This window comes from Rhodospirillaceae bacterium (assembly GCA_018662005.1).
Classification (GTDB): Bacteria; Pseudomonadota; Alphaproteobacteria; order Rhodospirillales; family JABHCV01; genus JACNJU01.
This window is the reverse complement of sequence record JABJHA010000004.1, coordinates 148,803-166,953: the sequence shown is the minus strand read 5'-3', so window position 1 is coordinate 166,953 and position 18,151 is coordinate 148,803. Positions and strand designations below refer to the sequence as shown.

The 18,151-nt window shown below is 58.5% G+C and carries 23 protein-coding genes; 10 read left to right on the top strand and 13 right to left on the bottom strand.

Going from position 1 to position 18,151, the window contains the following annotated elements; translation table 11 throughout:
- The gene (locus HOL66_02090; protein ID MBT5243017.1) at window positions 1-1,452 is read right to left on the bottom strand and encodes a penicillin-binding protein activator; all 1,452 of its coding nucleotides are present in this window, start codon (window positions 1,450-1,452) and stop codon (window positions 1-3) included.
- On the opposite strand from HOL66_02090, the gene rsmI reads away from it, so the two are divergent.
- The 6 genes from rsmI to HOL66_02060 all read left to right on the top strand — a co-directional run bounded on the left by rsmI (window position 1,443) and on the right by HOL66_02060 (window position 6,837).
- Complete coding sequence (rsmI, locus tag HOL66_02085) at window positions 1,443-2,390, top strand: 16S rRNA (cytidine(1402)-2'-O)-methyltransferase (protein MBT5243016.1); 948 nt, start codon at window positions 1,443-1,445, stop codon at window positions 2,388-2,390. The two genes, HOL66_02090 and rsmI, sit on opposite strands and share 10 nt — an antisense overlap.
- Window positions 2,387-2,752 (top strand): YraN family protein, encoded by a 366-nt coding sequence (locus HOL66_02080; protein MBT5243015.1) that lies wholly within the window; start codon window positions 2,387-2,389, stop codon window positions 2,750-2,752. Before rsmI ends, HOL66_02080 begins: the two co-directional genes overlap by 4 nt.
- Before the next feature lies 1 nt (window position 2,753).
- A complete protein-coding gene (locus tag HOL66_02075) occupies window positions 2,754-3,395 on the top strand; it encodes a BON domain-containing protein (GenBank protein MBT5243014.1) in 642 nt (213 codons plus the stop codon).
- On the top strand, window positions 3,392-4,237 hold the full coding sequence (locus HOL66_02070; GenBank protein ID MBT5243013.1) for a tetratricopeptide repeat protein: 846 nt from the start codon (window positions 3,392-3,394) through the stop codon (window positions 4,235-4,237). Before HOL66_02075 ends, HOL66_02070 begins: the two co-directional genes overlap by 4 nt.
- Before the next feature lie 15 nt (window positions 4,238-4,252).
- Window positions 4,253-5,200, top strand: a complete 948-nt coding sequence (gshB, locus tag HOL66_02065) for a glutathione synthase (GenBank protein MBT5243012.1) — start codon at window positions 4,253-4,255, stop codon at window positions 5,198-5,200.
- A gap of 83 nt (window positions 5,201-5,283) precedes the next feature.
- Window positions 5,284-6,837: a YifB family Mg chelatase-like AAA ATPase gene (locus HOL66_02060; protein MBT5243011.1), complete on the top strand. Its 1,554-nt coding sequence runs from the start codon at window positions 5,284-5,286 to the stop codon at window positions 6,835-6,837.
- Here the strand turns inward: HOL66_02060 and HOL66_02055 are convergent.
- Genes HOL66_02055 through hisB form a run of 8 tightly spaced genes read right to left on the bottom strand, consistent with a single transcriptional unit; the run spans window position 6,834 to window position 11,659 of the window.
- Window positions 6,834-7,805 carry a DMT family transporter gene (locus HOL66_02055; GenBank protein MBT5243010.1) on the bottom strand — a complete coding sequence of 324 codons (972 nt, stop codon included), beginning with the start codon at window positions 7,803-7,805 and terminating at the stop codon, window positions 6,834-6,836. The two genes, HOL66_02060 and HOL66_02055, sit on opposite strands and share 4 nt — an antisense overlap.
- The gene (locus tag HOL66_02050) at window positions 7,805-8,173 is read right to left on the bottom strand and encodes a histidine triad nucleotide-binding protein (protein MBT5243009.1); all 369 of its coding nucleotides are present in this window, start codon (window positions 8,171-8,173) and stop codon (window positions 7,805-7,807) included. Before HOL66_02050 ends, HOL66_02055 begins: the two co-directional genes overlap by 1 nt.
- Window position 8,174: 1 nt before the next feature.
- Window positions 8,175-8,510 (bottom strand): phosphoribosyl-ATP diphosphatase, encoded by a 336-nt coding sequence (locus HOL66_02045; GenBank protein ID MBT5243008.1) that lies wholly within the window; start codon window positions 8,508-8,510, stop codon window positions 8,175-8,177.
- Window positions 8,510-9,286 carry an imidazole glycerol phosphate synthase subunit HisF gene (gene hisF, locus HOL66_02040; GenBank protein ID MBT5243007.1) on the bottom strand — a complete coding sequence of 259 codons (777 nt, stop codon included), beginning with the start codon at window positions 9,284-9,286 and terminating at the stop codon, window positions 8,510-8,512. The genes HOL66_02045 and hisF overlap by 1 nt, the downstream gene beginning before the upstream one ends.
- Complete coding sequence (gene hisA / locus HOL66_02035) at window positions 9,280-10,005, bottom strand: 1-(5-phosphoribosyl)-5-[(5-phosphoribosylamino)methylideneamino]imidazole-4-carboxamide isomerase (protein MBT5243006.1); 726 nt, start codon at window positions 10,003-10,005, stop codon at window positions 9,280-9,282. Before hisA ends, hisF begins: the two co-directional genes overlap by 7 nt.
- A gap of 4 nt (window positions 10,006-10,009) precedes the next feature.
- Window positions 10,010-10,654, bottom strand: coding sequence for an imidazole glycerol phosphate synthase subunit HisH (gene hisH, locus HOL66_02030; GenBank protein ID MBT5243005.1), 645 nt, complete (start codon window positions 10,652-10,654; stop codon window positions 10,010-10,012).
- Window positions 10,651-11,043 (bottom strand): DUF2628 domain-containing protein, encoded by a 393-nt coding sequence (locus HOL66_02025; GenBank protein MBT5243004.1) that lies wholly within the window; start codon window positions 11,041-11,043, stop codon window positions 10,651-10,653. The genes hisH and HOL66_02025 overlap by 4 nt, the downstream gene beginning before the upstream one ends.
- Before the next feature lie 16 nt (window positions 11,044-11,059).
- Entirely contained in the window at window positions 11,060-11,659 is a 600-nt protein-coding gene (gene hisB / locus HOL66_02020) for an imidazoleglycerol-phosphate dehydratase HisB (protein ID MBT5243003.1), read from the bottom strand.
- A 107-nt stretch (window positions 11,660-11,766) separates the two neighbouring features.
- Between hisB and HOL66_02015 the strand changes: the two genes are divergently transcribed.
- The 4 genes from HOL66_02015 to HOL66_02000 all read left to right on the top strand — a co-directional run bounded on the left by HOL66_02015 (window position 11,767) and on the right by HOL66_02000 (window position 15,101).
- On the top strand, window positions 11,767-12,378 hold the full coding sequence (locus HOL66_02015; GenBank protein MBT5243002.1) for a LysE family translocator: 612 nt from the start codon (window positions 11,767-11,769) through the stop codon (window positions 12,376-12,378).
- Between the two features lie 66 nt (window positions 12,379-12,444).
- Window positions 12,445-12,993, top strand: coding sequence for an ATP-dependent protease subunit HslV (gene hslV / locus HOL66_02010; GenBank protein ID MBT5243001.1), 549 nt, complete (start codon window positions 12,445-12,447; stop codon window positions 12,991-12,993).
- Window positions 12,994-14,310: an ATP-dependent protease ATPase subunit HslU gene (gene hslU, locus HOL66_02005; protein ID MBT5243000.1), complete on the top strand. Its 1,317-nt coding sequence runs from the start codon at window positions 12,994-12,996 to the stop codon at window positions 14,308-14,310. It begins immediately after the preceding gene.
- Entirely contained in the window at window positions 14,310-15,101 is a 792-nt protein-coding gene (locus HOL66_02000) for a dimethylarginine dimethylaminohydrolase (GenBank protein ID MBT5242999.1), read from the top strand. The genes hslU and HOL66_02000 overlap by 1 nt, the downstream gene beginning before the upstream one ends.
- On the opposite strand, the gene HOL66_01995 is transcribed toward HOL66_02000, so the two are convergent.
- From HOL66_01995 to HOL66_01980, 4 genes are read right to left on the bottom strand one after another with little or no spacing between them, the layout of a single operon-like run.
- Complete coding sequence (locus tag HOL66_01995) at window positions 15,098-15,478, bottom strand: helix-turn-helix transcriptional regulator (GenBank protein MBT5242998.1); 381 nt, start codon at window positions 15,476-15,478, stop codon at window positions 15,098-15,100. The two genes, HOL66_02000 and HOL66_01995, sit on opposite strands and share 4 nt — an antisense overlap.
- A complete protein-coding gene (locus HOL66_01990; GenBank protein MBT5242997.1) occupies window positions 15,475-16,071 on the bottom strand; it encodes a hypothetical protein in 597 nt (198 codons plus the stop codon). The genes HOL66_01995 and HOL66_01990 overlap by 4 nt, the downstream gene beginning before the upstream one ends.
- Entirely contained in the window at window positions 16,052-16,732 is a 681-nt protein-coding gene (locus HOL66_01985) for a lactate utilization protein C (GenBank protein ID MBT5242996.1), read from the bottom strand. The genes HOL66_01990 and HOL66_01985 overlap by 20 nt, the downstream gene beginning before the upstream one ends.
- Entirely contained in the window at window positions 16,732-18,144 is a 1,413-nt protein-coding gene (locus tag HOL66_01980; GenBank protein ID MBT5242995.1) for an iron-sulfur cluster-binding protein, read from the bottom strand. Before HOL66_01980 ends, HOL66_01985 begins: the two co-directional genes overlap by 1 nt.
- Window positions 18,145-18,151 lie beyond the last annotated feature (7 nt).

Sequence of the window (18,151 nt, the reverse complement as noted above, 5' to 3'; positions counted from 1 at the left end):
CTAATTTGCCTCACTAAAGGCATCCGGTGACGGGCTGATGACCTTGGTTGTCCTGGGCTCGATCTGTAACACCGCCAGACCCCGGTCAACGCTGCCATCGGGCAGGAAGCGGAAGATGCCGTCGCGGCCCCAAAAGCCGCTTTTTGTCGTCAGCACAGCGTCCGAGAAGTTCGGTCCGCCTTCGGCCCGGGCCAATACCGCCGCCAGCGCCGTCGCATCATAAGCCAGCGTCGACAGTCGATGGGGCTTGTTGCCGTAAACTTTTTCATACTGGGCGATAAATTCGGCTCGCGCGTCCGGCGGCGGTCCGGCGTGCCAGCCGCCGCTTAAGGCCGGTTCAGAACCAAGGCCCGGGGTGTCCCATTGGCCGGTGCCGAGCATCCGCACTTTTTTTGGATCGACGTCATAAAATGGCAACAGCGCCGCGATTGAGAGGAGCGGCGCACCGCCATCCGCCAGCAACAGGGCGTCAAAGGGCAATTCCCCGATGGTTTGTAATTTTTCCAGTCTTTTCAATGCTCTGCGTGCAATATCATCGTCCCGTTCAGCCAGCTCGGCGCGCTGGTTGAGGAGCGCCTGACGGCGCCTGTCGTAATCGGCCAATTCACGTACGATGCCTGAGAAATCCTCGGTCAACGGGTCATAAAACTGCACCCTGGTAACCTCGCCACCGCCGCGCACCGCGGCTTGCCTGAGCGCCTCGAGCACGGTTTCGCCATAAGGGCCACTGGGGGCAAGGACGGCAAAACGGCCGAGGCCCTGGGCGGCAGCATAACTGACGACCCGGCTGACTTCGGTTTCCGGAAAAAATCCCATGGTGTAAACGCCATCGCCGGTGACCGTGCGGTCGCTTGAGAAGCCGATAACCTTGACATTGGCGACCCGGGCCAGGGGAGCGACGGCGCTGACCGAGGTCCCCAAAAGCGGCCCCAGAATAACCGACGCCCCGTCACCAATGGCAAAACGGGCCGCCTCCAACGCCCCTTCGGGGGTGCCGCCGGTATCATGAATAAGCAGCTCAAAACGCTGGTCGGAAAAATCAAACAGCGCCAGCTGCGCGGCATTCAGCATCGCCCTGCCCAGTTTTTCGTTCGGGCCGCTTAAGGGAACCAGCAACGCCACCCTGACGGTTGATGATGTCGCCATCGGCGTAATCGGCACGTGCTGGCCGGGTGCGGTTTGTGACGTGGCAGGCGCCTGGCCTGTTAAATAGGGAACAAGCGACGGAATTTGACGATCATCCTTGATGGCCGGGGTCGGGGCAGGGGCCGGAAGCTCTGTCATCTGCGGTTGAGGGGCCGGCTGGGCCGCCTGCTTCGCAGGTTTCCCGGAACTGGTTGACGCGGGCACCGGAACGCTGGAACCTTGTAACACAGAGGGAAGTCGTGGAGACTCACAGCCGACAATCAGCAGCGTCGCCGCCGCAATCAACAGCGCCATCAATGCAGGCATTCGAAATGACAAAATCCGGGGCAAAACAAAACCGCAATTCAAAGCGTTCGGACCTCTCATCTGGGCACTCTCGTTCTTCTGTAAATGTCGCCGGGCGCTGGCCCAGTGGACTTTATATTATTGCAACGCCAATCGGCAATGCCCGCGATATCACCCTGCGGGCTTTAGATGCCTTGCACGCCGCCGATGTCATTGTTTGCGAGGACACCCGTGTGACATCCAAGCTTTTGGCCATTCACAATATTGCCCGCCCGCTTATGGCCTATCACGAACACAATGCCGGTACGGCCGGGCCGCAGGTTATCAAACGCCTCAAAGAAGGCCAAACCGTGGCGCTTGTGTCGGACGCCGGAACGCCGCTGATATCGGACCCCGGTTACCGGCTGGTTCGCACATGTTATGAGGGTGGTCTTTTTGTGACCCACCTGCCGGGACCCTCATCGGTGCTCAGCGCCTTGGTATTGGCCGGGTTGCCGACAGACCGTTTTTTGTTCACAGGGTTTCTGGCTAACAAATCCGGTAAGCGGCAGGCAGAATTAACGGAACTGAAAACCATCCCTTCGAGTCTGGTGTTTCTGGAAAGCCCGAAACGGCTGGCCAAATCCCTAAACGACATGGCGGTGGTGCTGGGCCCGCGCGAAGCCGCCATCGGCCGCGAGCTGACCAAGAAATTTGAGGAAGTCCGCAGGGGCCCCCTCGACGACCTTGCCACCCACTATGACACTGCTGGCCCGCCCAAGGGCGAGGTCACCATTGTCGTCGCCCCGCCCCTGAGCACCGAGAAGCAAGCAACCCCGGAAGATATCGACCGCCTGCTTGGCGACGCCCTTGAGACCTTGTCCCTAAAAGACGCGGTAGTGGCTGTCACGGCGGCCACCGGCGCGGTCAAGCGCGACGTCTACGCCCGCGCCCTGGAACTTAAAGGTCCGCGTTCATGACGGTTGCCAAAACATCGGCCCAGCGTTTTGGTAAATTTGCCGAGGCATTCAGTTGCTGGCGTTTACGGCTAACGGGCTACAGAATCCTGCAGCGCGGCTATCAGGCTGCTGGTGGTGAAATCGATATCATCGCCCGGCGCGGTAACATTCTGGCCTTTATCGAGGTCAAGGCGCGCAAGTCACTGGATGACGCCCTTCACGCCCTGGGTCCCCAACAGCGCCGCCGTATCGAGCGTACGGCACTGGCCTTTCTGGCCCAGAATCATCAACTGTCAACCTGCGATGCCCGCTTTGACCTGATAGTGCAAAGTCCGCGAAGCTGGCCCCGGCACCTTACGGGTGCGTGGATACAGGGCGCGTAAAATGGCTTTGTCTGAAAACCCATCTAACTTTACACTTACTCCCATGATTCGCTCCTTCCGATTATTTCTTCTGCTGGCGCTTGTTGCTGTTGGCGCTTGCGATCCGGTCAGCCTGACCCTTGGCGCAGGGGCCGCGACCGGGGTTGCCGCCTACCAGGAACGGGGCATCGAAGGGGTCGCCCGCGACGGTGCCATCGAAGCCCGGATTTTTAAACTGTGGGTCCAGCGCGACAAGAACATGGTCGTCCATATGAGCATCGAAGTTTATGAGAGCCGGGCCTTGCTGACCGGGGTCGCCCGTAGCGAGCAGGAGCGCGCCGACGCCGTCGGCATGGCCTGGAAGGCAGACGGCATCAAGGATGTGATGAACGAGATTGTTGTTGGTGAAGCGCCGAGCTTTAGCGAAGTCGCCCGCGACACCGCCATCACCGCAGAACTTAAATCAAGGTTGACCTTTGACGGTGAGGTTCTGGCCGTCAACTACGCTATTGAGACTGTACGCGGGGTGGTCTTCCTGCTTGGCATCGCCCAGGATCAGGCTGAACTGGACCGGGTGATCGCCCAGGCCCGCAACATTTCCTATGTCAGGCGGGTGGTTTCCTATGTACAGCTCAAGGCCGATATCAAGGGGGCGGGGGCATGAAGCCGTCGCCGGAAATCCGTCGTCGCCTCAACGCCTTTGGCAAACTGGGCGATCATGAGCTTGGCCTGACCGAGACCGCGCTGGTTCTGGCCAAATCCGAACGGCCGGGCATTGATCCCGCTATCTATGCGCGCCATCTGGAAAAACTCACCGATGATGTCGCGGCTTACGCCGGCAAAGAAGCCGACAGCCCCAAGCGCGGGCTGGATATGCGTATCCAGGCCCTGCAACAGGTGATCGCCCGCCGCGCCGGTTACGGCGGCAGTGACGACGCCTATGAAGATGCCGAATGCGCCAACCTGATGCGGGTGATTGATCGCCGCGAGGGCCTGCCGACCTTGCTTGGCATCATCTACATCCATGTCTCCCGCGCGCTGGGCTGGGAAATTGACGGCCTTGATTTTCCGCCGCGCTTTTTGGTGCGGCTTGAATTTGCCGGCCAGCGCCGCATTCTTGATCCCTTCGATGGCGGCAAGGTCATGGAACCTTTTGATCTGCGCGATATTTACAAGGCGGTTTCCGGTCCGCAGGTTGAAATCCAGCCCCGCCATACCGGGGCCATGAGCAACCGGGCGATTATTTTAAGGTCCCGGCGTAACGCCAAAGTTCTTCATTTGCGTTCTGAAAATCTTGAAGGGGCGCTCGAAGTTGTCGAGACCCTGCTGATGCTGGCCCCGGCAGAGCCCGCCCTGTGGCGCGAAGCAGGCATCCTCAACGCCCGTCTTGACCGGGTTGCCGAAGCCGTCGCGGCGCTGGAACAATACCTGGAAACCGCCGGGATCGACGCCTCGCGCTACCGGACCTCGATCCTGTTGCAGGAACTGCGCGGCAGGTTGAATTAGGATGCTTAAACCAAAATGACAAAATCCCGCAGCGTCGCCATCCAGATGGATCCCATAGAGGCCGTCGACATCAACGCCGATAGCTCCTTCGTGCTCGCCCTTGAGGCCGAGGCCCGCGGCTACCGGCTTTATCATTATGGCCCGCAAGTTCTGTCTTTCATGGGCGGCCTGGTGACGGCCCGGGCGCGGCCTTTAAGTGTTCGTCCGGAACTGGACAATCATTTCACCCTGGGGGCGCCTGAGGTGATCGACCTTGGTGAGGTTGACGTGGTCCTGATGCGTCAGGACCCGCCCTTTGATATGTCCTACATTACCGCCACCCACCTGCTCGATCACATCCACCCGGACACCTTGGTCGTCAATGATCCGGCGTCCGTGCGCAACGCCCCGGAAAAATTGTTCGCAACCCTTTTCCCGGACCTGATGCCGCCAACCCTGATCAGCCGCGACCCGCTTGCCATCAAGGATTTTCGCGATGCCCACAAAGACATCATCATCAAGCCTTTGTACGGAAACGGCGGGGCCGGTGTTTTTCACGTGCCGCCCGGGGACGACAACTTAAACGCTCTGCTTGAAATGTTCGCCGCCATCTCGCGTGAGCCGGTGATGGTGCAGGCTTACCTTGCCGATGTCCGCAAAGGCGACAAGCGCATTATCCTGATTGACGGCGAGCCTGCCGGGGCCATCAACCGGGTGCCGCCCGAAGGCGATGTGCGCGCCAACATGCACGCTGGCGGTACACCGCTGCCATCGGAGCTAACCAAACGGGAAATCGAGATTTGCCAGACCATCGGCCCGGAACTAAAACGCCGCGGCCTTATTTTCACCGGTATTGACGTCATTGGCGACTATCTGACAGAGATAAACGTCACCTCGCCAACCGGCATCCAGGAAATCAACCGTTTCGACGGGGTCAAACTGGAAACCCAGCTCTGGGACGCCATTGAAGCGCGATTGCGGTAGACGAAAGTTCTGGTGTTCTCTTTTCGTTCCAGCTATGCTCCTTTACGTCTTACGCGTGTGAAAGAAGGAGCAGGTTGGCTGTTATGGTTGCCCGTATCAATACCGTCGCTTTTCGCGGCATCGATGTTCAGGACATTGATGTGCAGGTTCAGATGGCCTCGGGCCTTCCGGCTTTCACCATTGTCGGGCTGCCCGACAAGGCGGTTTCAGAAGCCCGCGAGCGGGTTCGGGCGGCCTTAGGCGCCATTGGCCTGGCGCTGCCGCCCAAACGGATCACTGTCAATCTGGCCCCGGCCGACGTGGCCAAGGAAGGATCCCACTTTGATCTCGCCATCGCCGTCGCCATCCTCGCCGACATGGGAGTGCTGCCCATTGAAGATATTTCGGGCTTTGCCGCTTTGGGTGAATTGGCGCTGGATGGCTCGATCAGCCCGGTCAACGGCGTTCTGCCCGCCGCCATCCATTGCAACAGTCGTGATCTGGGCCTGATTTGCCCTGGCTCACAAGGATCTGAGGCGGCCTGGGCCGGTGACATGGATATCCTGAGCCCCCCTGACCTGCTGGCCCTGATAAATCATTTCAAGGGCACGCAACTTTTGTCACCGCCAAAGCCGGGCAAGGCCGATGATGACACCCTGTACCCCGACCTGATCGACATCAAGGGTCAGGAAAGCGCCAAGCGGGCGTTGGAAGTGGCCGCGGCTGGTGGTCACAACATGCTGATGACAGGACCGCCCGGATCGGGAAAATCGATGCTGGCGGCGCGGCTTCCGGGTCTACTGCCGCCACTGGACGCAGAGGAAATTCTTGAGGCCTCGATGATCCAGAGTCTGGCCGGGGTGCTGGACGGTGGCGGCCTGACCGGAAGAAGGCCTTTTCGCGATCCCCATCATTCAGCCTCGCAAGCGGCGCTGGTCGGCGGCGGCCACAAGGCCAAGCCGGGCGAGGTTTCGCTGGCCGATCTTGGCGTGTTGTTTCTTGACGAGTTGCCGGAATTCCAGCGCGCCGCCCTGGAAGCTCTGCGCCAGCCCATGGAAACAGGCCGGGTCACCGTTGCCCGGGCCAATGCCCATGTCTCATACCCGGCCCGCTTCCAGCTGGTCGCGGCGATGAACCCGTGCCGCTGTGGCTATCTGGAAGACCCGGCCCAGGCCTGCTCTCGGGCCCCGCGCTGCGCCGAGGATTATCAGGCGAAAATCTCCGGTCCCCTGTATGACCGTATCGACCTGCATGTTGATGTCCCCGCGCTCAGCGCCGCTGATTTATCATTGCCGCCGCCAGCAGAATGCTCCGCCCAGGTGGCGGCGCGGGTCGCTGCGGCCAGGAAAATACAAAAGCAACGCTACGCCCACCACCCCATTGTCCGCACCAATGCAGAAGCCGATGGCGCCTTGCTGGATGAATGCGCCACCCCGAATGATGCCGGGCGCGCCCTTTTGACGGAGGCCGCCGAGCGCATGCGCCTATCGGCGCGCGGCTACCACCGTATCATTCGGGTCGCCCGCACCCTGGCTGATCTGGACGCGGTCAGCAGCGGTGGAGACCCAAACGCCCCCAGCGCCCGCATTCACATTGCCGAAGCCCTGTCGTACCGGCGGCTGATGATCGGTCGTAACGCGGTCAAGCTGAGGGCTTAATCGCCCGCCTTCTCCTCGACGCTGACGGGGCTTGCGATGATCAGCGGGTCGGCGACCACCAGCCCTTCTGTTGCTCTTTTCTGGGCTCGTTCTGCCAGCGCCTCACGGTGAACAAGATAGGCCCCGCTTGAGACAATGATAGCGGCCCCGACAAGAACATTGGTCGCCGGAATATCCGACCAGATAAGGTAGCCAAGCCCTGCGGCCCAGATCAGGGCGCTGAATTCAAACGGCGCCAACAGGCTGACCGGGGCTGTGTGAAAAGCCCGGGTAATGCAAAAGTGGCCGCCGACGGCCAAGGCGGCCATGGTCAAAATGGTGATGATGTCGCCCGTCGGCATGGGCTTGAACACGACCGGCAAAGCCAGCGACCCCATACAGGCGACGCCAAGATTAAAATAAAACACCGGCTTGAATGTTCCTTCGGCAGCGCCCAGCCAGCGGGTCGCCAGCACCATGATCGCGTAGGACGCGCCCGAGGCAATAGCGTAAAGGGCCTCGATCTGAAAAACCCCGCTGGTCGGCTGGGCGGCGTATATAACGCCGCTGAAACCAACAACCACCGCGCCCCAACGATGCCGGCCAACCGGCTCCTTGAACAACAGCGCCGACAGGGCGGTCATCAAAAAAGTCGCGCCGCCAAAGAAAATCACCGTCGCATCGGCCAAGCCCAGCACCTCAAAGGAACGGAAGAGAAAATACGGCGAGGCAAACCCGATCACCACTCTGATCAGATGCTTGACCGGTTGCTTTGATTTGAGCGCCGCCAGACCGCCCATTTTGGGCAAGACCAGCAGCATCACAAAAACGATGATCCAACCGCGGATAGCAAGAATTTGCATCACCGAATATTCGGCCCCGACCAGAACCTTGGCGACACTGTCCATGGTCGCCAAAAAGCCGACACCCATCAGAATATAGCTGATACCGACAAGGTTTCGATTGCTGGCCTGTGGACCGGAATTCATCAGTCTTTGAAGTTTTTGATCATGCGGCCCAGATCGCGACCGGCAAAAATATGGATGTGCAGGTGCGGCACTTCCTGATGGGCATCGGGTCCGTTGTTGGCCAGGGTGCGAAATCCGGCATCGACGATGCCCAGCTCGCGCGCCACCTGGCCCACGGCGCGGATAAAGCCTGCAATTTCGGCGTCCGAGCCATGGGCCGAAAAATCATCCATGTTGACGTAAGCGCCCTTGGGAATAACCAGCACATGCAGCGGTGCTTGTGGATTGATGTCACGAAAGGCCAGCGCGTGCTCGTCCTCGAACACCTTGTCACAGGGAATTTCGCCGCGAAGAATTTTTGCGAAGATGTTGTCGTTGTCATAGGCCATTTTATTTCCCCCGCGCGTTTTTCTCGTCGATCCCCGAGGTGCCTTCCCGGCGCGCCAGCTCTGCCCACACGTGGGATGGATCAATACCGACATCGGCCCACAGCACGAGCAAGTGATAAAGCAGGTCGGCGCTTTCCATAACCACTTTTTCTTCGCTTTCGTCAAGCGAGGCGACAATGGTTTCGGTGGCTTCCTCGCCTACCTTGCGGGCGATTTCGCCACGCCCCTCTGCGAACAGTTTTGCCGTATAGGACGTGTCGGGGTTTTCCCCGTGGCGGCCCTTGATGGTTTGAAACAGGCGCTCCAGAATCTGGCTGTCGATGGTCTGTTCATTCATTATTCGTCGCCTTCATTTTTCAGGCGCACAGGAATTCCCGCCGCCGCCATATAGGCCTTGGTTTCCTCAATACTATAGGTGCCGAAATGAAAAATCGAGGCCGCCAGCACTGCCGAGGCATGGCCATCGCGGATACCTTCGACCATGTGCTCTAGCGTGCCGACACCGCCTGAGGCAATCACCGGCACGGTTACCGCATCGGAAATGGCGCGGGTCAGTGGCAGGTTAAAGCCCTGTTTGGTGCCGTCCCGGTCCATGGATGTGAGGAGAATTTCCCCGGCCCCCAAAGACGTCATGCGCTCCGCCCAGCCGATCGCGTCAATGCCCGTTGCGTTGCGACCGCCGTGGGTAAAAATTTCAAACTTGTCGGTGCCGACTGATTTGGCGTCAACGGAAACGACGATACACTGGGAGCCGAATTTTTGCGCCGCCTCGCGGACAAAGTCCGGATTGTGAACAGCCGCCGTGTTGATGGAGACTTTGTCGGCCCCGGCCAGCAACAGCTTGCGAATATCATCAACCGTGCGCACGCCGCCGCCGACGGTCAGCGGCATGAAGCACTGCTCGGCGGTCCGCGAGACGACATCGAAAATGGTGTCGCGGCCTTCGTGTGAGGCGGTTATGTCGAGAAACGTCAGCTCGTCAGCCCCGGCCTTATCGTAAATACGCGCCTGTTCGACCGGGTCCCCGGCATCGACAAGATCAACAAAGTTGACGCCCTTGACGACGCGCCCGCCTTCCACATCAAGACACGGAATAATGCGCGCCTTCAGCATTGCAAAAACCGGACAGCTTCACCGACATCAATCTCGCCATCATAAACAGCACGGCCGCTGATAACCCCTTCAAGCAATCCGCCGCCGGCGTCTTTCAACAGTTTGAGGTCGGCCATGGACGAAACCCCGCCCGAAGCGATCACCGGCGTTGATAGGGCTGCGGCCAGCGCCGTCGTGGCTTCAATGTTGGGGCCTTCCATGGCCCCGTCGCGACCGATGTCCGTATAAATAATGGCGGCGACTCCGGCGTCTTCAAAAAGATCGGCCAGCTCGAAAGCTTTCATTTGCGAAACCTCGGCCCAGCCTTCGACGGCGACAAAACCGTCGCGGGCATCGATGCCAACGGCGACCCGGCCCGGATACTGCTGGCACGCACGGCGGACAAGATCCGGATCACGCAAAGCCACCGTGCCCAGAATAACCCGCCTGACACCGGCATCAAGCCAGTAGGCGATGGTTTCCATGTCGCGAATGCCGCCACCCAGCTGTAGCGGTATCGTGATGGCGTCCAGGATCGCCTTGACCGCTTCGCCGTTAACCGGCTTGCCCGCGAATGCGCCGTTTAAATCAACCACATGCAGCCACCCGCACCCCTTATCTTCAAAGGATTTGGCTTGCGCCCCGGCGTCATCATTAAACACCGTCGCCTTTTCCATGTCGCCGCGAAGCAACCGCACACACTGGCCGTCTTTGAGATCAATGGCGGGAAAGAAAATCATTTTTTCAAGGCTTCCATTTGAGGAAATTACCAATAATTTTAAGGCCGACGCGCTGGCTTTTTTCCGGATGAAACTGGCTGCCGACCATATTGTCGCGGCCCACCATTGCCGTTACCGGGCCACCATAGTTTGTGCTTGCCAGAACGTCTGCGGCGTTCTCGCAGACCATATGATAACTGTGAACGAAATAGACATGTGGCTTCTCGCCAAGGCCCTCAAGAACGGGGTGCCTATGGTCGCCGACCATCAATTCGTTCCAGCCCATGTGTGGAATTTTAAGTGTCTTGTCGTCAGGTGACAGGGCCTGAACCTTCGAGGCGATCCAGTCCAGTCCCGAATATTCGCCGTGCTCAAGACCCATCGTTGCCATCAGTTGCATACCGACACAAATTCCGAAAAACGGCTTGGCCTCGCTTATGACGGCCTCTTTCAGTGCGTCGACCATTCCATCAAGGGCCAAAAGCCCGGCCCGACAATCGGCGAACGCACCAACCCCCGGAAGTACGATGTGGGACGCCGCCCTGACCTGATCGGGATCGGCGCTGACAATCACATCCAGCGACAGGCCGTCATCTTTGACCCCGCGCTCAAAGGATTTCGCCGCCGAGCGCAGATTGCCCGAACCATAATCAATAATGACGACGCTCATGAATGTGGCCCCGCCAGTCTTGCCGTCACTTCGGGCCGGGCTTCGAGAAAGCGTCTGAGCGCCCTGTCGCTGTTTTCTTCAACGACCACCTCTGTCAGTAAGTATCCGCGCCTCGCAAGGGCGTGCGTGCGCAACGCGTCGGCAGAGGTGGCAATGATAATGGCCAGCAAAAAGCTGACAATGGCTTGCTGCGTGTCGTTCAGGCCGGCACTAACAAAAATTGCCGCCAAGACGATTTGCAAAACAACAAAACCCGCGGCAACCCACCACATGCGATGAAACAGGGCCCACGGCACGGCAAAGAAAAAGGCGGGCCAGTTAAAGCCCTGCTTGACCAGCACCGGGTCGGCATTATCAAGCAGGTGCACGGTGTAGATACGTGTCTTCATGGTCTTAATTCTTCGACTAGAGAGAGCCGCCGAGCACACCTTTGGTCGACGGCACGGCGTCAGCCTTGCGGGGATCAATCTCAATGGCCTGACGTAACGCCCGGGCCAGACCCTTGAAGCAGGATTCGACGATATGGTGATTGTTGTCGCCGTACAGGCATTCCACATGCAATGTCAGACCGGCGGCCTGACCGAAAGCCGCGAACCATTCTTTAAACAGTTCCGTATCCATGTCGCCAACCTTGTCGCGCGCGAATTCCACTTTCCAGACAAGATAAGGCCGGTTGGACGCGTCAAGGGCGATGCGGGTCAGGGTTTCGTCCATGGGCGATAGCGCCTGACCGAAACGTGAAATTCCCTTGCGGTCGCCAAGCGCCTTTGAAAATGCCTCGCCAACGGCAATGCCGGTATCTTCTGTGGTGTGGTGAAAGTCGATGTGCAGGTCGCCTTCGGCCTTGACCTCAAGATCAATCAAGCTGTGGCGCGACAACTGCTCGAGCATGTGGTCAAGAAAGCCAATACCGGTCGCCACCGAATAGTTTCCGGTGCCGTCAAGATCAACCGATGCGGAGATCTTCGTTTCGTTTGTATTGCGCTCTACTGTGGCCTTGCGCATGGGCGACCTCGCTAAATGGATAAATCCTTCACGCCCTTGTAACAGGTGGCAACGCAAACCGGAAGTCCCCCCTTGCGGATTTTGCAAAGGATTGGTAGGGATTGGACATGTCCGCACAAAGCGCCCTGGCCCTGGCCATCATTTGTTTTATCGCCATGGTCTCACCCGGCCCGGGTATCCTAGCGCTGGTTGGTCACACCTTGTCAAAAGGCCTGCGCCGCAGCATTGGTTTTATTGCTGGTATGGTCTGCGGGGATTTGGCGTTTTTGATTCTTGTTATCGGCGGCTTATCGCTAATTGCCAGCCGTTTTGAGACGACGTTCACGGTTATTCGGCTTTGCGCCGCCGGCTACCTGATTTATTTAGGCATCAAGGCATGGCGCGCCGGGCTCGCCTCCCTTGATGGGGCCGATGTTGCCGGCAACGACGGATTGCGCGGTTTTGTCAGCGGCCTCCTGATAACCCTGTCCAACCCCAAGGTGATTATTTTCTATGTCGGTATTTTGCCGAGCTTTATTGACCTTGGCGCGCTTGCCCCGCTTGACGCGGCGCTGGCCATTGCCATCGTCCTTGGCGTGCTGGTTTGTGTTCTTGTTTCCTTTGCCGTCGCAGCGGCGCGGGCACGGACATTGATAAAAAGCGAAAAGGCGCTGAAGGTTATGAGCCGGGGTGCTGGCTCGGTAATGATCGGCGTCGGCGTTACCATCATCGCACGCTGAGCACTTGACCGAACCCCTTTGTAGGCCTAAATCCTCAGCTCACACTTATTTTTACGGACATCCATCATGGCAGATCAAAAATTTCCCGGCTGGCGCGGCACAACCATCCTGACGGTGCGCAAGAACGGCGTTGTCGTTATTGCCGGTGACGGCCAGGTCAGCCTTGGCGATACGGTTATCAAAGCCAATGCCCGCAAGGTGCGCACTTTGGGCGACGGCTCCGTGATCACCGGTTTTGCCGGGGCCACCGCCGATGCCTTTACCCTGTTTGAGCGCCTGGAAGGCAAACTTGAGCAATATCCCGGACAATTAACCCGGGCCTGCGTTGAGATGGCCAAGGACTGGCGCACCGACCGCTACCTGCGCCGCCTTGAGGCGATGATGGCCGTCGCCGACAAGGATGTGTCGCTGGTCCTTACCGGAACCGGCGACGTGCTGGAGCCCGAGGACGGCCTGATCGGCATCGGCTCGGGCGGCAACTACGCCCTGGCCGCAGCCCGCGCCCTGATTGATCGCGACGATATGGATGCCGAAGCCATCGCCCGCAAGGCCATGGCCATCGCCGCCGATATCTGCGTCTACACCAACAATAATGTCATTATCGAGAGTCTCTAGATGTCCATTGCCAGTTTTACCCCGCGCGAAATCGTTTCTGAACTTGATCGCTATATCATTGGTCAGAACGACGCCAAGCGCTGCGTCGCCGTCGCCCTTCGCAACCGCTGGCGCCGCCAGCAACTGGATGACGACCTGCGCGAGGAAGTGCTGCCGAAAAATATTCTGATGATCGGTCCGACCGGTGTCGGCAAGACAGAAATTTCACGTCGTCTGGCGAAATTGACACAAGCACCCTTCATCAAGGTCGAGGCGACCAAGTTTACCGAGGTCGGCTACGTTGGCCGCGATGTCGAACAAATGATCCGCGATCTTGTTGAAATCTCCATTCACATGGTGCGTGAAAAAATGCGTGTCCAGGTTGTTGCCAAGGCCGAAAATCATGCCGAGGAACGAGTCATCGACGCCCTGGTCGGCGACAGCGCATCAAAAGAAACCCGCCAGAAGTTCCGCAAAATGCTGCGTGAAGGTGAACTTGATGAGCGCGAAATCGAAATTGATGTTGCCGAGTCTGCAGGTTCCGGCATGCCTACTTTCGATATTCCCGGAATGCCCGGGGCACAAATGGGGATGCTCAACATCGGTGACATGATGGGCAAGGCCTTCGGTCAGCAAACAAAGCCGAAACGCATGTCGGTGGTCGACTCCTATGAAGTGCTGGTTGCCGAAGAGGGCGACAAGTTGCTCGATGAGGACAAGATCATCAAGGAAGCCCTCAGCAATGTTGAAAACAACGGCATCGTGTTTCTTGACGAAATTGACAAAATCACTGCCCGTTCCGACCGCGCTGGCGCTGATGTCAGCCGCGAAGGGGTTCAGCGCGACCTGTTGCCGCTGATTGAAGGCACCACCGTATCGACCAAGCACGGCACCATCCAGACCGATCACATCCTGTTTATTGCTTCGGGCGCTTTTCATATCGCCAAACCGTCGGACCTGCTGCCCGAATTGCAGGGCCGTCTGCCAACGCGGGTCGAGCTACGCTCGCTGACCCGTGATGACTTCGTCCGCATCCTGATGGAAACCGAAGCCAGCCTGATCAAGCAGTACACGGCCCTGATGGCCGTTGAGGACGTGACCCTGACCTTCAGCGACGACGCCATTGGCGCTATTGCCGATCTGGCCGAGGAAATTAACCAGGGGGTTGAGAACATTGGCGCCCGCCGCCTGCACACGGTGTTGGAAAAGCTGCTGGAAGACATCTCGTTTGATGCTTCGGAAAAAGGCGGCGAGACCTACGCCATTGAGGCCGGTGACGTGCGCGATAAAGTCGGCGAGCTTGCCAAAGATGCCGACCTGCGCAAGTTCATCCTGTAATGGGCCACAGCACCCACTTCAGCAACGCCATTGTGCGCCAACCGGGTAAAAGCATCGCCGGGGGTTTGCGCGCCCTTGATGCTGGCAATCCAGATCACGAGCGCTTCACCGACCAACATGGGCGTTATATTCAGGCCCTGAAAGAGGCCGGGGTCCACGTTGATATTTTGCCCGCCTGGGAGTCATTCCCGGATTCGGTTTTTATTGAAGATTCCGCCCTCTGCCTGCCTGAAGGCGCTGTCACCCTAAGGCCCGGAGCGGAGACACGAACCGGCGAGTCTGCGGTCATGGCCGATGTACTTGGCCCCTATTTTGATGATGTCCGCAACGTCGGCGAGGATGGCTTTATCGAAGGCGGCGATATTATGATCACCGAGAGCGAGATTATCGTCGGCCTTTCAAAACGAACCGATGCCGCAGGAGCCGGTGCCTTGCAGGATTGTGTCCGTGACTGGGGGTGGGCTGTGCGGATTTTGCAGACACCACCCGGGGTCCTGCACTTCAAAACCGCCTGCGGGCTGCTTGATGGTGAAACCATCGTTGTCACCAAAGCCATGGCCACAGCAGGATTTTTCGATGCCTATAAAACCCTCGTTCTTCCCGAAGGCGAGGAAGCCGCTGCCAACTCCATTGCCGTCAACGACAGGATGTTGATCCCTGACGGGCTCCCAAGATCTGCAGAACTGATTGCCAGGGCCGGGTTTGCAGTGGTTCAGCTGGATATCAGCGAGGCCGCAAAGGTTGACGGCGGCCTGTCCTGTATGTCGCTCAGATTTACACCAACCCTTTAATGGGTGGGCCCTTTTGGTGTGGTTTTGCGGCTTTTGATTTCATCGACAATCCATTGCAGTGTGTCCGGGTCCAACTCCCCGATATTTTCGGCCAGCAGGTTGGCAAGCTCCGTCGCTTGCGGGCTTAAGCCTGCGGTATCGACGGTAACGCGCGGGTGCGACAAGTGAGCGAGGCGCTTGATGTCCTCGGCCTCGTCCCAAATGAGCTCGAAATAATCACAAATCTGACGCACCAAACCGGCGGCGGGGCGGCCCCGGTGGCCGTGCTCAAGGGCCGACAGATAGGCATTGGAAACACCCAGGTCGGCCGCCATTTTTTTCATCAAAATGCCCCGCTCCTGTCGCAGTTGTCTGACTTTTTGCCCAAACGGAGTCATCGTTTCCTCTTCAGCATGACGTAAAGCGCCCCCTCGCCGCCATCCTTGGGGGTTGCGTGGGTAAAAGCAAGCACCCGGCTTCGGTTTGGTTGCTCGTTGAGCCAGCGCGGCACCGCGGCGCGAATGACCCCGACCGCTCCATCCGGTTTAAGACCCTTGCCGGTAATCACCAGAACGCACCGCTTTGCGGCCTGGTAGGCGCCATCAACAAAGCTATCAAGAGCCCGGTGGGCCTCAACCTGGGTCATGCCATGCAAATCGATGCGGGCCTCGATCCGCTGTTGGCCTTTTTTCAGCTTTTTTGCCGTGCTTTTGTCGATTCCGGGCTGGCTGGAAAGGCTTAATTCCGGCAGCGACGGGCGGACGGGCGGCGTTTGCGCAGACGCAAAAGAACTGCGAGAGGCTGGTTTTTTGTTTGCCGGCCCCGCTCCCGGGGATTCGGGCTTGCTTTCAACGTCCGGAGTGCGGTTTTTAAGGTGCCCGTCAAGCGGCTGCACAGAGGCCGCGACATGGCCCCAAAGGTCCTCATCATCGGCTTCATTCAAGCCTGATTTATTGCTTGTTTTTCGAGCTTTAGGTGGTTTCTTTGTCATTTAAAATCAAGATATGCAAGCGCCTTGGGCCATGCGCCCCAAGCAGTAAGGTTTGTTCAATATCGGCACTGCGCGAGGGTCCGGTGACCCAATTAACCGTCCGCGGCATGTCACTTGAGTCCTCACGCAGCAAGTCCCAGGCCTCTTCATAGGCGCCGACAAGCAGTGATTGGGGAAGCAGAACGATATGATTGTCGGGTAAAAAATTAAGAGTTGTCGGACTTTCAGGGCCGGAATGAAGGACCAGGGTCCCGGTTTCGGCGACCCCCGCACGGGCCACGGACAGACTCGCCTGATCACTGTCCTCTGCAGGGCCCTGGACCACGTCCAGTGTGGGGTGTTTCGACCAGTTAACGTTATCCAAAAGGGCGTGCGGGGCAATCTTTACGGAGCCGGGCAGATTGTGGCTGGCCAGGTAACGCAACACCGCCTCGCCGACCTGCTCCAACCCGACCAGATGCTCCGTTGTCGCGTTTACCCGTTCTGCTTCCGCAATAAAAAGCGCCATTTGCGCCTCATGATCGCCCTGACCACGTTTTGGCACGGTATTTTTGTCGTGGGCGCTGAGTCGGGCCTCAATTTCCTGTTTTGATGAAGGCGATAAGGCACTTTCTTTCAATGACTTGGCAATGTTTCCTAAGATTGATTCTCGTGACCCCATCAGCGTTTCCCCCGCTTCCACTGGGACAAAAACGTGCGCCCTTCGGGCGCGGACAGGTCACGGCTTGAGGTCCATCCCCCGGCAAGTGGCAAGCTGGAAAATCGACCACGTCGACCAAACAGGGCCAGCACAGCAACCCCGATAGCCATAAGGGGCCGGTAAAGAACCGGACGGCGGGCCAGAAATGCCCACGCGGCAAGGCCAAAACGAGCCTTTGTCGACCCTAATCGGGCCGTATAAGCCTTTTCCCGCCAGCTGCGCAGCATACGCGGCAGCGGAATACGCATGGGGCAGACATCTTCACACTTGCCACAAAAAGTCGAAGCGCCGGGCAGATCGTGAGATTCGGCAAGCCCTTGCAATCCCGGGATCAACACCGCCCCCATGGGCCCGGAATAAACCCAGCCGTATGCGTGGCCGCCAATGGCCTTGTAGACAGGGCAATGGTTAAGACAGGCCGAACAGCGGATACAGCGCAGCATTTCGTGAAATTCGCCACCCAGCATCTTGCTGCGGCCATTATCGAGCAAAACGACGTGATAATTTTCAGGCCCGTCCAGATCGTCCGGACGCCTTGGGCCGGTGGAAAATGTATTGTAAACCGACATTTCCTGCCCCGTCGCCGAACGCGCCAGCACCCGCAGGATGGTCGTCGCGTCTTCCAGCGTCGGAACCACTTTTTCAATGCTGGCGATGACGATATGGGTTTTCGGCAGGGTTTGCGTCAGATCGCCGTTACCTTCGTTGGTAACGATAATCGAGGTGCCGGTTTCGGCAATGACCATATTGGCCCCGGTGACGCCAACATCGGCGGCGATGAACTTGCGCCGCAGCATGGCCCGGGCTTCTTCGAGCAGGGCGCGGGGCTCCTCAAGATTGCGGTCGGCGGGCAGGTCTTGATGCTCTTCCCTGAACGTTTGCTCGACCTGGTCTTTGGATAAATGAATGGCCGGGGCAATGATATGGCTGGGTGGCTCGCCGCGCAGCTGAATAATGTATTCGCCTAGATCGGTCTCAATGGGCTGGACGCCGTTTTGCTGCAGATACTCATTGACCGCAATCTCTTCGGAAATCATTGATTTCCCCTTGGTCACGGTCTTCGCGTCAACGTCGCGACAGACACCAAAAATAATCTCGCAGGCCTCCGCGGCGTCGGTGGCCCAATGGACGTGACCGCCACTTTCCAGAACTTTCGCTTCATAGGTTTCCAGATAGGTCCCGAGATTTGCCAGCGTGTGCTCTTTGATGGCCTGGGCATCGTCGCGCAACGCCTCAAATTCCGGCAACCGCGCCATCGCCGCCAGTCTTTTTACGGGAAAGCCGTGACTGAGTTTGGACAGGGCCGCCTGCAATTTTTCGTCGGCGATCCCCTTACGGGCGTTGCTGGAAAATTGGCGGGAGGTAGATTGCATGAGTTCC

Coding starts and splice junctions, on each gene's coding strand:
- rsmI (MBT5243016.1), top strand. CDS start 1,443: ATGCAGGCATTCGAAATGACAAAATCCGGGGCAAAACAAAACCGCAAT.
- HOL66_02090 (MBT5243017.1), bottom strand. CDS start 1,452: ATGCCTGCATTGATGGCGCTGTTGATTGCGGCGGCGACGCTGCTGATT.
- HOL66_02080 (MBT5243015.1), top strand. CDS start 2,387: ATGACGGTTGCCAAAACATCGGCCCAGCGTTTTGGTAAATTTGCCGAG.
- HOL66_02075 (MBT5243014.1), top strand. CDS start 2,754: ATGGCTTTGTCTGAAAACCCATCTAACTTTACACTTACTCCCATGATT.
- HOL66_02070 (MBT5243013.1), top strand. CDS start 3,392: ATGAAGCCGTCGCCGGAAATCCGTCGTCGCCTCAACGCCTTTGGCAAA.
- gshB (MBT5243012.1), top strand. CDS start 4,253: ATGACAAAATCCCGCAGCGTCGCCATCCAGATGGATCCCATAGAGGCC.
- HOL66_02060 (MBT5243011.1), top strand. CDS start 5,284: ATGGTTGCCCGTATCAATACCGTCGCTTTTCGCGGCATCGATGTTCAG.
- HOL66_02055 (MBT5243010.1), bottom strand. CDS start 7,805: ATGAATTCCGGTCCACAGGCCAGCAATCGAAACCTTGTCGGTATCAGC.
- HOL66_02050 (MBT5243009.1), bottom strand. CDS start 8,173: ATGGCCTATGACAACGACAACATCTTCGCAAAAATTCTTCGCGGCGAA.
- HOL66_02045 (MBT5243008.1), bottom strand. CDS start 8,510: ATGAATGAACAGACCATCGACAGCCAGATTCTGGAGCGCCTGTTTCAA.
- hisF (MBT5243007.1), bottom strand. CDS start 9,286: ATGCTGAAGGCGCGCATTATTCCGTGTCTTGATGTGGAAGGCGGGCGC.
- hisA (MBT5243006.1), bottom strand. CDS start 10,005: ATGATTTTCTTTCCCGCCATTGATCTCAAAGACGGCCAGTGTGTGCGG.
- hisH (MBT5243005.1), bottom strand. CDS start 10,654: ATGAGCGTCGTCATTATTGATTATGGTTCGGGCAATCTGCGCTCGGCG.
- HOL66_02025 (MBT5243004.1), bottom strand. CDS start 11,043: ATGAAGACACGTATCTACACCGTGCACCTGCTTGATAATGCCGACCCG.
- hisB (MBT5243003.1), bottom strand. CDS start 11,659: ATGCGCAAGGCCACAGTAGAGCGCAATACAAACGAAACGAAGATCTCC.
- HOL66_02015 (MBT5243002.1), top strand. CDS start 11,767: ATGTCCGCACAAAGCGCCCTGGCCCTGGCCATCATTTGTTTTATCGCC.
- hslV (MBT5243001.1), top strand. CDS start 12,445: ATGGCAGATCAAAAATTTCCCGGCTGGCGCGGCACAACCATCCTGACG.
- hslU (MBT5243000.1), top strand. CDS start 12,994: ATGTCCATTGCCAGTTTTACCCCGCGCGAAATCGTTTCTGAACTTGAT.
- HOL66_02000 (MBT5242999.1), top strand. CDS start 14,310: ATGGGCCACAGCACCCACTTCAGCAACGCCATTGTGCGCCAACCGGGT.
- HOL66_01995 (MBT5242998.1), bottom strand. CDS start 15,478: ATGACTCCGTTTGGGCAAAAAGTCAGACAACTGCGACAGGAGCGGGGC.
- HOL66_01990 (MBT5242997.1), bottom strand. CDS start 16,071: ATGACAAAGAAACCACCTAAAGCTCGAAAAACAAGCAATAAATCAGGC.
- HOL66_01985 (MBT5242996.1), bottom strand. CDS start 16,732: ATGGGGTCACGAGAATCAATCTTAGGAAACATTGCCAAGTCATTGAAA.
- HOL66_01980 (MBT5242995.1), bottom strand. CDS start 18,144: ATGCAATCTACCTCCCGCCAATTTTCCAGCAACGCCCGTAAGGGGATC.